The sequence below is a fragment of the Pseudoalteromonas sp. A22 genome (genome assembly GCF_018141345.1).
GTDB classification, from domain to species: Bacteria; Pseudomonadota; Gammaproteobacteria; order Enterobacterales; family Alteromonadaceae; genus Pseudoalteromonas; species Pseudoalteromonas maricaloris.
Genome location: NZ_CP047237.1, coordinates 212804 through 224754 on the forward strand (window position 1 = coordinate 212804; position 11951 = coordinate 224754).

Annotated in this window: 9 protein-coding genes; 2 read left to right on the forward strand and 7 right to left on the reverse strand. The window is 43.0% G+C overall.

Annotation, left to right across the window (positions count from 1 at the left end; translation table 11 throughout):
* Nucleotides 1-173: 173 nt before the first annotated feature.
* The gene (locus GSF04_RS00870) at nucleotides 174-1622 is read right to left on the reverse strand and encodes a basic secretory protein-like protein (protein WP_211857126.1); all 1449 of its coding nucleotides are present in this window, start codon (nucleotides 1620-1622) and stop codon (nucleotides 174-176) included.
* Between the two features lie 282 nt (nucleotides 1623-1904).
* On the reverse strand, nucleotides 1905-2297 hold the full coding sequence (locus GSF04_RS00875; protein ID WP_211857128.1) for a cytochrome b562: 393 nt from the start codon (nucleotides 2295-2297) through the stop codon (nucleotides 1905-1907).
* 189 nt (nucleotides 2298-2486) lie between these two features.
* Here GSF04_RS00875 and GSF04_RS00880 point away from each other — a divergent pair, with 189 nt between their 5' ends.
* On the forward strand, nucleotides 2487-3548 hold the full coding sequence (locus GSF04_RS00880; protein WP_211857130.1) for an ABC transporter substrate-binding protein: 1062 nt from the start codon (nucleotides 2487-2489) through the stop codon (nucleotides 3546-3548).
* Nucleotides 3549-3690: 142 nt separating this feature from the next.
* Nucleotides 3691-5334, forward strand: coding sequence for a S8 family serine peptidase (locus tag GSF04_RS00885; RefSeq protein ID WP_211857131.1), 1644 nt, complete (start codon nucleotides 3691-3693; stop codon nucleotides 5332-5334).
* Nucleotides 5335-5360: 26 nt separating this feature from the next.
* Here the strand turns inward: GSF04_RS00885 and GSF04_RS00890 are convergent, their stop codons facing one another.
* The 5 genes from GSF04_RS00890 to dnaJ form a co-directional block, all read right to left on the reverse strand.
* The gene (locus GSF04_RS00890) at nucleotides 5361-6191 is read right to left on the reverse strand and encodes an EamA family transporter (RefSeq protein ID WP_211857132.1); all 831 of its coding nucleotides are present in this window, start codon (nucleotides 6189-6191) and stop codon (nucleotides 5361-5363) included.
* A gap of 3 nt (nucleotides 6192-6194) precedes the next feature.
* A complete protein-coding gene (locus GSF04_RS00895) occupies nucleotides 6195-7133 on the reverse strand; it encodes a phosphotransferase (protein ID WP_211857133.1) in 939 nt (312 codons plus the stop codon).
* Nucleotides 7134-7580: 447 nt separating this feature from the next.
* Nucleotides 7581-9836 carry an acyl-CoA dehydrogenase gene (locus GSF04_RS00900; RefSeq protein ID WP_211857134.1) on the reverse strand — a complete coding sequence of 752 codons (2256 nt, stop codon included), beginning with the start codon at nucleotides 9834-9836 and terminating at the stop codon, nucleotides 7581-7583.
* Nucleotides 9837-10115: 279 nt separating this feature from the next.
* Nucleotides 10116-10574 (reverse strand): Cys-tRNA(Pro) deacylase, encoded by a 459-nt coding sequence (ybaK, locus tag GSF04_RS00905; RefSeq protein ID WP_211857135.1) that lies wholly within the window; start codon nucleotides 10572-10574, stop codon nucleotides 10116-10118.
* A 138-nt stretch (nucleotides 10575-10712) separates the two neighbouring features.
* Nucleotides 10713-11849: a molecular chaperone DnaJ gene (dnaJ, locus tag GSF04_RS00910; protein WP_045990341.1), complete on the reverse strand. Its 1137-nt coding sequence runs from the start codon at nucleotides 11847-11849 to the stop codon at nucleotides 10713-10715.
* Between the last annotated feature and the right edge of the window lie 102 nt (nucleotides 11850-11951).

Genomic DNA, 11951 nt, shown 5'->3' on the forward strand with positions numbered 1-11951 from the left:
ACGTTCCAATTTCTTATTAAAATTTTATTTCTCCCTTAGCAAAACCAACAAAGCATTAGGCAGAAATCAAAAAGGGAACGTTCCAATTATGAGCAATAAAACAAACCTGTCAACAAATTATGTACATTTACAGCACAACACCGACAAATTGTAATCACCTAGTTCTTGCTAGTTCATTGCAATTTCTTGGTATTTAGCCCACTTTGATAACGAGACCAAAGCTTATCAAGGGACTCTCCAGTAACTGATTTTATTGCATCTTCAAATGACCAATTTTCTATTTCTACCGCAGTTTGATTAAAACGATAGGCAAAATCAGGATGAGACTCAGCGAGCCATGCTAGAAAGAACCCAGTGTTTGTGTATCCACCAACCCAAGAATCTGACGGCTTAGGCGAACGGGTTTTATGGTATCCCGCTTGAATGCGAATGAGATCCGCCATTCCTTCAATAAATGCATGTACATCGGGCTCAGAATAACTTCTCTCTTTTGGAAATAGCTGATATCCATGGGTAAGTTCGTGCCAGAGCACACCAAGGAGTTCGTATTCCACTTGCTCATCTGGTTGTTCAGCCAGTTTTTCGGTGATGTACTTTGAACTAAACACGATTTCCATATTTGTTTCGTCTCCAGAGCGATACGCTATTGTGTCCATCCACTTTAGCCTAAATGTAACTTGCTCAAACTCTGGCAGCTCTGCAAAGTGTTTGTACAACCTTGGGGCCAGTTGGCGAGTTACGTCATCCACCGTACTGGCTATATCAGGAAATAGTGCTTGCAGGCGTTTCGACCCTGCCGAATCAGTATCTTCGATAACCACTTTGACCTTTGGCGGCTCAAAACCTTTCCATGGTTGATTTGGATCGTATATTTTTAAATAGTTCGCACGGGTTTTAAGGTCGGAGCCATGCGCATTTTTAGTCATTAGAGTAACATCGTAGTTACCTGGCTTGTCATAAACTACTTCAACACTTTTTGTGGTTGGTAACGTCGTTTTGCCCTCAACCTTCCAACTCAGCTCTGTTGGTGAGTTTGCAGATATCGACTGCAGAGAAATTGGCTCATTAAGCTTGGCAACGGTTTTATCTGCAATAAAGTTTGCCAGTGGTAAGTTTGTTTCTGCATAGAGTGCCAGATCAGCGATTTGCAAAAAGCGATCGCCCCACTGCGTTTTGCCTTCTTGTGCTATCGTAAAACGCACGTACCTCGCATCCGTTGTTTTGGGTAGGTCAAAAGCGAGCGTTTCACCCCGCCTTGAAAATACCATATTGTTGCGTTTATCAGCCTCTTGCCATGCCTTACCATCTTTAGATACGGCTACAGTCCAATGCTTTGGGTCTCGAGCGGGGGCATCTTGGGCTGAGGTGAGACTATATTGTCTAAGCGCTTTTACGTCTTTCAGATCAAATACAATCTCTGCGCTAGATTGCTTAGATAAGAATTTGCTTTTTAGTGACCTATCAACTAACTGCTCTATCCCCTCACCTTGGATTTGCTCCTGTACGTCACTCGTTACAGAGAATGCATCGCGTTCGGTGATGTCGTAGAGCGCATTGGCATTTGCTAATGAGGAGCCACAAAATGAAAGTAAAATTAGACTGGCTAATGAGGAGGTTTTCATTGAAATTTCCCAGATTAAAAACAAACATACTGGATCGTTCCAATTAATAATGCAACTTATTTTGAGTAGATTTTTACGTAATTTCTAAATGCAGATAAGGATTTCGCTATTTCACCGCTTTTTGGATTTTATGGAGAACTCACGAGCGACCCTGAAAAATCAAACTACCACTCGCTAGTATTTTGTCATGCTCAACTAAAGCCAAGACAGATGAGCAAAGCCGCTGCGATAAAACAAGAAATAACCACAGCGCTTAGATAAGTTAACTGTTCGAATCTCAGCTTAACTACCAAACAGTAATTCCCAAAAGCTCGGTGGCTCGTGTAGTTTGTGGTATTGCTTTCTCAGCTCATCAATTTTTAAAAGCATTTCACGAGCTTTCTCAACTTTTCCCGAGTCTATTTCATGACTCGCTTTAGTAATGGTTTCGAGTACTTTATTCAAGCCCGCAACTGACTCGGCAGACACCTCTTGCTTAAACTGAAATTGCTTACTTTCATTAACGAGTGTAGTCAGCTCGGTTAAGTGCGCCTGCATTTCTTGAGCAGATTGCGCTTTCATAGCCTGCTTATAAATATGACCCATTTCCTTCATGGTTTTATTCAGTTCGCTTGACTCATGCGCAACTCCAGACATCGAAAACAACAACACGAATGTAAATACGATTTTTCTCATCAAAGTCCCCTTACTCTTTGCCCGCTAGTATAAAGCAATTAACGTATGAGCTAAATTCAATGCTATGAAAAAAAAGCTGGTTCCGAATAGCATTCAAAAAACTGGCAGATAGCGCAACGATTCTAGCGTAAGCTATACTTGTAGCGTATTTAGCAGCACACTTTTTGAATATCAAAAATGTAGAGACTTATGATCCGAAAATTGTTGTTCATCTTTTTACTCTTATCGCCGATGGCCGTGCTATCTGCACAACGATTCAACGTTCAATTTGTAAACCCTGGCTTTGCAACAAAAAATCCTACAGGGGATTTTTGGTATAACGTCAGCAACGTGATGACTGCGGCCGCTACTAACATGAATATTTCCCTCAAAATTAGTTATGCGCAGCGCAACCATATTTTGATGAAATCGCTCGTAGAGCAAGCCTTGAAAAGTGACGCTGATTACCTTGTGCTGGTTAACGAAAAGTCGAGTGTCGTTCCCTACTTGTTAAACACCAAAGCCAACAACATTAAGATTATTTTCTTGCTCAACGGACCGACCAAAACAGAGGAAGTGGCTTTGTTAAAGGCAGGACACCAAATTATTGGCACCGTTGAGCCAGACAATTTCCAAGCCGGTTTTAAATTAATGCATCAACTTGCGCGAAAAGCGCTTAGGTCCTCAAATCCATCGCAACATGTATTAGCTTTACTAGGTGACGTGGCGACGACTGCGGCATTAGACCGACAAAAAGGCATGCGCGCTTATCTTGAGCACCATACGGAGCTAGAATTAATCGCAGAGGCAAATTGTCAATGGTCTCAGAATGAAGCTTATCGCCTCACTAAAGCGTGGTTACAGCGAGACTCCGCAATTACAACCGTTTGGGCTGCCAATGATCCTATTGCTTATGGCGCATTACTCGCTGCTAAAGAGTTAAACCGTAAGATCGTCATAGGTGGGATTAATTGGGATGAAGATATTGCGCCTAAGTTAGATGTTTCGATTGGAGGGCATGTGTTGCTTGGGGCCTATACCTTAGCTCGACTAGCACAATATCATAGAGACTTCACACCGATAGACAGCGTAACCTTATCTATTTTCGAATCGCTGGATGACGCTCACTTACCTTTGTATCATGCCATACATGGAAACTTTCCTGAACACCTGGACTTTTTACGTTACATTAACAATCCTGCGCAATTTACCATTACAGAACTAACTCACTCACTTAATAAAAATAACCACAATAATAATGTGAAGAATTGAGAATTTAAGAACGATTAATTAATGCATTAAACAAAATCCAGAAAGATAATGCAATTTAAACCTGTCTAATATTTACGCATTGACAGCGATGTCAACACCTGTTTTAGTAACAAACGTAAACAACATGTAAAACAGGTGAAATATGAAAAACAGTAATACAGTAGTAAAACTTCTTAAGCTTTCGACCCTTAGTGCCTGCGTTTGTGCAAGCCTTTCAGTTGCTCACGCAGATACACAGCGCGTTATTGTCACGTTAAAAGACAGCGCAACACCAAATGTTCTGCCTGTGCGTTTAAATCAAGCGGAAACGGCGCAGTTTAAAGCGCAGGCTTTGTCTGAAGCTGCCTACTCCACCTTGGGTACTGCTGCAGTCAACACATTGCCAAGCATTAATGCATATGTCGCTGAAGTTTCTTCAGCGCAAATGCAACAACTACAAGCAAGCGGTAATATTGCACACGTAGAAGTTGACCCTAAACGCTATTTGCCAAGTGTAAAAACTTCAGCAATTGATTTACTCGCTGAAACAACACCTTACGGCATTAATATGGTGCAGGCTAACCAAGTATCTGACGGCTACAGCGGCAACCGTAAAGTCTGTATTATGGATACTGGTTATACGCTAGGTCACCAAGATTTACCTAGCACAGGCATTACTGGTAATGACGGCTACGGTAACTACGACACAGGTGTGTGGAGTAACGATGGTAACGGCCACGGAACACACGTTGCCGGCACAATCGCCGCTTTAGGTGGTAATGGCACAGGTGTGGTCGGGGTGAATCCATCAGGGCAACTAGGTCTTCATATTGTTAAAGTGTTTAACGACCAAGGTAACTGGGCATACGGTTCCGACCTCATTAAAGCAATTGAGCAGTGTGAGCAGGCTGGCGCCAACGTAACTAGCATGAGTTTAGGTGGCAGCGGCAGCTCTACGGCAGAACGAAGCGCATTTGAGCAGAGTTATCAGCGTGGCATGCTACATATCGCAGCCGCTGGCAACGCGGGTAATAGCTCGCTGAGCTACCCAGCATCGTATAATGCAGTTGTATCTGTGGCAGCGGTCGATAGCTCTGAGTCAAAAGCCTCTTTCTCTCAATACAACAGCCAAGTAGAAATTGCAGGCCCGGGGGTTGGTGTAAACTCAACATGGAATAATGGCGCGTATCGCAGTATTAGTGGGACTTCAATGGCAACACCGCATGTTTCTGGTGTCGCAGCATTAGTGTGGAGCCACTTCCCGCAATGTACTGCTCAGCAAATTCGCCAAGTGCTTAATACAACTGCAAAAGACAAAGGCCAAGCAGGTCGTGATACTTCTTACGGCTATGGTATTGTGCAAGCAAAAGCTGCGGTTGATTATCTAACAAATAATGGTTGTGATACTTCAGGTGCAGTCAATGCAAACTTTAACTTCAGCGTGTCCGGCCTCACTGCGACATTTAACAACCAATCAACAGCAGGTAGTTATCAGTGGGAATTTGGTGACGGTGCAACAAGCTCACAAACTAACCCATCACACACCTACGCGAGTGCTGGTACATATCAAGTGACACTCACTGTGACAGCTTCAAATAACAGAACTGCTTCTAAGACACTAGCGGTTACCGTTAATGATGCACCAGCTGGGTGTAATGGTATCCAAGAATGGAATGCAACTAAGTTCTACAATACGGGCGACCGAGTTTCATTCAAAGGCTTTGAATACCGTGCTACGTACTGGTCACAAGGCGCAAGCCCAGAGATCTACTCAAACGTTTGGACTAAAGTCGCGCAGTGTAAGTAATACCAATTAGTAATTTTAAGTGGCGCTTAAGCGCCACTGTTGAATCCTAACATTGCACTACAACACAGAATAACAGAGATCATAAGCCATTCTTTTGTTGAAATTGCCTCTTTAAAAAACCACATTCCAAGCATACTCGCGCTGACTATGCCAATGGCTCTTTTCAATCCTTCAACAAGCCCCGGCTGAATTTCGGTTAACGCCTGCATTTGAAAGATAACAGCGACAGCGAATACCACTGAAGAAATACTCCAGAGCAACCAATGTGCGCGGAAATTTTGATTTTTAAACTGTGGTCGTAACAAGATTAGATTAACAAAAAATACCATAAAGGTTAGAAACCCAGCATGAAAAGAGAGCGAGCTGTATTGCAAAGCCTGTTTATCGAACACGATGCAAAGCCCCCAGCAAAAAGAGGTGATCGCAACTTGTTTTGCACCAGGCTCTTGAAAAGAGAATCTGCCTCCTTGCAATAAAAACGAAGCGAGAACAATCGCAGCGATTAGTATTGACTGCAGTGTGGTTAAAGGTTCTCCAAGTAGCAACCAAGCAAACACACCTGCAAGTGCTGGAGTGATGGATAACAGAGGCAGGATAACCGCCATTCGCCCAAGCGAAAGCGCCTGAATAAAGTTTACGCTACCAATTGCCGCCAAAATTCCGCTAGCTATCGCAGGCGCTATATAAGCAGAGCTTGGGAACTGCTTGTCAACAACCAACCAATAGCCTATGTATGCAGGTAAGACTAGCAGACTAAATACCACCGACATTTGCGCGGCTGAATAATGGCTCGCTAGCCTTTTTCGTAAAAAATCAAATACAGCCCAATTTAACGCACTGAATAAGGCTATGACCATTTATTATCCCTGTTGTAATGCAATTTCCGTTTGAAATTTCATGTAATCATTGATTTTTACATGGTCCGGTTTCCAACCCAACAGAAAGCGATAAAAGTCAGCCCACACTACAGGCCACAACGACTCCCACTCAGAAAGGATCTGAGCGATATCAATAGAGGCTGCTTTGCCTAATAATTCTATTCTCAACATATCTAAATACAACTTGAGATACTCATCGGCATGCAGGAGCTGTTCCTTTTCGTCTAATACCGACGTAATAAACAGCATTAAGTCTGACACACCAATACCCTTTCCGACATACTGAAAATCGAATCCGAGTGCTTGGTCGCCATTAAAGGCAAAGTTAGCAAGCTTGGCGTCGCCATGGATCCAAGTATGCCAATGGCTATTTTTGATACGATCTCGTAATCGTGGTGCCGCTTGTTTAATACTACTGTGCTGCATTCGCTCAAGCTCATCCGGTCGTGTATCTAGGTGCCAATAGTTTCCTTGTTCCCACACATGCTCTGCTGGGCTTTGTAAAAAGTGAGCATGGAATTTAGCTAACCACCCTATCACTGCTAATATTTGTGACTCGGACGGCTTAGTAGTTTGCGAAAAACCTTGAGTTGAGAAGTCTCTAAAGACGATGTAGTCCATCCCTTCACTTACCCCTTCACCTAAATAACTAGGCGTATTGCAGGGTGAGAGTAACTCGCATGCATGATGCTTGTAAAAGTGACGTTCTACTTGATAAGACTTAGCTTTACGCGCAAGCGCTACTGAAGATTGTTCAATTCGCCGATGTGCAATGTCACTAGGCACTTTAGTGCGCTTAATTGCAAGCTTCCCAGCATCATGATTGATAAATAACATATCACCACAACCGCTCCATAATTGTTGCTCTTGCTGTGTTGACATAGGCGCAGAAATTACATCGTTCGGAATACTTATTTTCACTGTGTTACACCTTTTGTTATTTAACCTGAGAGCAGTTCAATAAACAGCCAAACTTTTTATTGTACAACTCAGGTTACTTAAACACAGTACAACCCTTTACTTACTATTACGAATGCCAATTCTCTTAATTAAGCGACCTATTTTGAGGCGAAGAAATCTTGCCGATAACACCGCTTCCGCATCCTGCTCACGCCAAGGTACCTACATCCATGTAGGCAAGTCAAAAATTTTGTTATTTAGTTGTTCTAAATAAGAAATTTTTAACGCTGTTAGCATCAGATATGTTCCTTCAAATTGAGCCAGTATTAAGACAAATTGGTATAATAAGCAAACCGTTTTACAGTGCTTGATAATTATAGCTGGTGTTATTATCTTTACCCAACATGAAAAAGCCCTTAACCAATTGGTTAAGGGCTTTTACTTTTACAAAAAAGTTATTTGTTTAACTTACTCATTCACGGCTTGCTTGACTGTTTCTTTCGCACTTTGTTCATCTAACAAGTTTAAATCGAAGTCAAACTCATCCACTCGGATTGCTTTTTCACGCTTGCGATTGTAATCAACCAGTTTTGCGTACTCTTCTTCGTTGATAAGGTTACCAACGAGCGCATTATCTAATGTTTGCTCGAAACGAACACCTGGTTGGATCTCGCGCTTGCGAACTGCCTTTTTAACTTTGGCAAGCAGGTCAAGGCAACCCATCTTAGCTTTATATGCTTGCTCATTGATATCATGACCATCACCTGCGGTAGGCTTCACAAGATGAGTAAGCTGCGCTTTGATTGGCGTATCCATTTGCGCCGCGGCGGCCAATTCTCTGATCATATCATCATTAATTTTAGGCATTTGTTTGCCACTAAACTGCATCGTGATCACACGCATAAATTTACGAGTACCACTTGCCGGGAAGTTATCTAAGAATTTATGTAGCGCTTCTTCTGCACTGATAAGTGCATGCCTTGTCGCATAATGGAAATAAGGTGCTGCTTGCTCACGCTCTGCTACTGCTACTTTTTGCTCATAGTATTTGATTGAAGCCATCGCTGCATACAAGTGACTCATTACATCACCAAGGCGTGCTGACAGCATTTCTGCTTGTTTCAGTTTTCCACCTAGTACGAGCAATGAAAAGTCTGCGTATACCGCAAGCTTAGCTGCTAATCTATGCGCGGCTTTTTCATACGCACGCACTTCAGGTAATGGTGATTTTGCATCAGCAGTAAATGGCATAAGACCATATTTGAAAGCACGTAAGCTGTTGGCAACACTATAGCTAACTGTTTTTGTCAAAATACCACGGAATTTACTGTCGGCGTCTTTCTCTTCGCTGTGAATAGATTCAACCATCGACTGCAAATAGGGGTGACAGCGCATTACACCTTGACCAAAGATCATCAAGTTACGCGTTAGAATGTTTGCACCTTCTACGGTAATCGCTATTGGCTGGGCAACATAGCCGCTTGCAAGGGTATTCTGAGGACCATTTTGAATAGCCTTACCTGCAAGGATATCCATTGCAGAGTCCAATACGTCACGACCAGTTTCAGTCATGTGGTATTTTGCAATTGCTGTTACTACTGATGGCTTAAGACCCATACCTAAACCTTCTGTTGTTAATACCCGCATCGCCTCTTGCATGTATGCTTTGCCAGCGATATCCGCAAGCTTTTCTTGAATACCTTCAAACTGGCCGATCGAAAGGCCAAATTGCTCACGTACCGCAGCGTATTCAGATGCCGATTTCAGTGCGACTTGGCTAGTTGAAACTCCTAGCGCTGGTAAAGAAATACCACGTCCAGCACCTAAACAACTTACCAACATCTGCCAACCGCGACCGATATTCTTCTGGCCACCAATAATAAAGTCCATTGGAATAAAGACTTTTTCACCACGTGTCGTGCCATTGTAGAAGCGTATCCCCATAGGGTCATGACGGTTACCTAGTTGTACACCCGGATGGTCATGTGGAATTAACGCACAGGTGATCCCTAGTTCTTTTTTACCGCCTAGTAATCCCTCAGGATCCAATACTTTAAAGGCTAAACCGAGTACCGTCGCAATCGGCGCAAGTGTGATATAGCGTTTGTCCCATGTTACTTCAAGACCAAGTACTTCTTCACCGTTATGCATGCCTTTTTTAACAATACCTTGGTCCGGAATGCCACCGGCATCGGAACCAGCTTCAGGGCTTGTTAGCGCGAAACACGGAATATCACGACCATTTGCTAAGCGAGGAAGGTAGTGCGCTTGCTGCTCTTTAGTACCATAATGAAGCAATAACTCACCCGGACCTAGTGAATTAGGAACCATCACCGTTACCGCTACCGCAGAGGATTTAGTCGCAATCGTACCTACAATCGTTGAGTTTGCGTAAGGGCTAAACTCTAGACCGCCGTATTCTTTTGGAATGATCAAAGAGAAAAATCTCTCTTTTTTCAAAAATTCAAGCACGTGCTCTGGCAGGTGTTTGCCATTTTGAATTTCCGAGTCATCGATCATACCCATTAATTCTTTAACTGGACCTTCTAAAAAAGCTTGTTCTTCTGCACTTAGCTTAGCTTCAGGTACAGCACGAAGCGCCGAAAAGTCAGGCTTACCTTGATAAATTGACCCTTCTAACCAAACATCACCGGCATCTAATGCTTCTTGTTCTGTGATTGAAATGCTTGGGAGGATCTTTCTTAAATTCGTTCTTAGGCTCATAATTAACTCATCCGACCAGATAGATATACCTACATTACGGCATAAAAATTCGTTTAGATCAATTACTCTACTTAATTTTTTAACGGCTTTTTTACTGAGTTATCGAGTGATTAATATAAATGACTGCTAAATTAATGGCTTACAGCTGTAAGTTGAGAAAAGTAAATTACTGTTCTTAGTGGGAAAAATAGGAATGAACGAGGAGCTTTGACAGCCTGAGCAGTTCTAGACTGGCATTTTATCTGTAATCAAGATGGTTTTTTACGCTGAGCACTGCCATTAAAACAGTGCGATTTTTGCTTTGCATAGTTGCTCTATCGTAGCGGGTGAAACAACGACTTCAACTCCGCGCTTGCCTGCACTAACATAAACTTGCTCAAATGCTAAAGCACTCTCGTGAAGTAACGTGGGCAGCTGCTTTTTCTGCGCAAACGGGCTTATACCGCCAATTAAATAACCAGTTACCTTTTGCGCGTTCTGTTGATCTGCAAGCTGTGCTTTTTTCCCCTTACACGCTTTAGCAAAGGCTTTTAAATCCACTTGTTGCGTGGCGGGAGAAACAGCTACATACAATTTACCATCAACGTCAATCAGCAGGGTTTTAAATACTTTTTCTCGGTCTAGGTTGAGCTTTTTCGCTGCTTCATTAGCAAAGTCATGATCATTAGGGTCATGCTCAAATTGCAGCACTTGGAACGCCACTTTCGCCTTTTTAAGTAGGTTAATTGCCGGTGTCATTACAAACTCCTTTTAAGCAGATGTTGATTTCTGTTATACCAAGAAACAAACGCTTATGCTATCGCCTTACGATGAGCTCCATCATCCGTCAAAACAAAAATGCCCGCTATCGCAGCGGGCATTTTCAATAAGCTTAAGTTACTTAGTTAAGTCATCAAAGAACTTCTTAACGCCGTCAAAAAAGCCTTGTGCCTTAGGACGGTTCTTACCGTTGTTTTCACCCATAGACTCTTCAAACTCTTGCAGAAGCTCTTTTTGGCGCTCGTTTAAGTTTACTGGCGTCTCAAGGACAACTTTACAAATTAAGTCGCCTACCGCACCGCTACGCACAGATTTCACGCCTTTACCACGCATACGGAACATTTTGCCTGTTTGACTTTCCGATGGAATCTTCAGTTTTGCGCGGCCATCTAGGGTCGGCACTTCAATCTCACCACCGAGTGCTGCCGTTGTGAAGCTAATTGGCACTTCACAGTACAAATTGTTGCCGTCACGTACGAAGATTGGGTGCTCTTTTACACTCACTTGTACGTACAAGTCGCCGGCTGGAGCACCATGTGCCCCCGCTTCACCTTCGCCAGACAAACGTACTCTATCACCCGTATCAACCCCTGCAGGGATCTTAACGTTAAGTGTCTTCGTTTTCTCCACACGGCCTTGTCCGTGACAGCTGTTACACGGGTCTGAAATGATCTGACCTGTGCCCTGACAAGTTGGACAAGTTTGCTGTACCGCAAAGAAGCCTTGGCGCATTTGTACTTGACCTGCACCATGACAGGTTGTACAAGTTTTAGGCTTAGAACCTGCTTTCGCACCACTACCATCACATGGTTTACAGCTCACCCAAGTTGGTACTTGGATATCAACCTGCTTACCACGTACCGCTTCTTCAAGACTTAACTCTAAGTTATATCTTAAATCCGCGCCACGCTGTTGTCTTGATTGACGACGGCCACCACCGCCACCAAAGATATCACCGAATACGTCCCCAAAAATATCGCCGAAGTCGCCAGCGCCGCCAAATCCACCATGACCAGCACCACCACCTTGTTCGAAAGCTGCATGGCCGTATTGATCATACATCTGGCGTTTTTGACTATCAGTCAATACCTCGTAAGCTTCTTTTACTTCTTTGAATTTTGCTTCGAGTTCGGTGTTACCTGCAGTACGATCTGGGTGATATTTCATTGCAAGACGTTTATACGCCTTTTTAATGTCACGTTCACTGGCGTCTCTTGCAACACCTAATACTTCATAATAGTCAGGTTTAGACATTTTTATCACACTACTCTTTCTTGGCAACTTATGTCGTTGCAAACTCTGCTGAGTTCTGTCGCTTGCAAATTAATGCTAGACAACAGTCTAATTTATAAACAC